We start from the raw sequence: 234 nt of genomic DNA, 5'->3' as shown, positions 1-234 counted from the left end.
GTTCAAGGGACTGTACCGGATCCTCTACTTCATGCCATACCTTGCCATGCCGATGGCCGTCGCTCAGGTGTGGAAGATCGTCTACAACGGTCAGTTTGGTCTGCTCAACCAGATTCTTCGGAGCGTGGGGGTCTCCGATCCTCCCTACTGGCTGGTGTCACCTGGATGGGCGTTGTTCGCTGTTGCCCTGTTTGGGTTGTGGGCGTCGATCGGGTTCAACGTGATCATTCTGTC

Annotated in this window: 1 pseudogene; it reads left to right on the top strand. The window is 56.4% G+C overall.

Annotation, left to right across the window (positions count from 1 at the left end):
- Nucleotides 1-234 (top strand): annotated as a pseudogene (locus CUZ56_RS15590) (sugar ABC transporter permease); the annotation flags it as partial.

This window comes from Saezia sanguinis (genome assembly GCF_003991585.1).
Classification (GTDB): Bacteria; Pseudomonadota; Gammaproteobacteria; order Burkholderiales; family Burkholderiaceae_C; genus Saezia; species Saezia sanguinis.
This window is presented reverse-complemented; position numbering and strand designations above follow the sequence as displayed.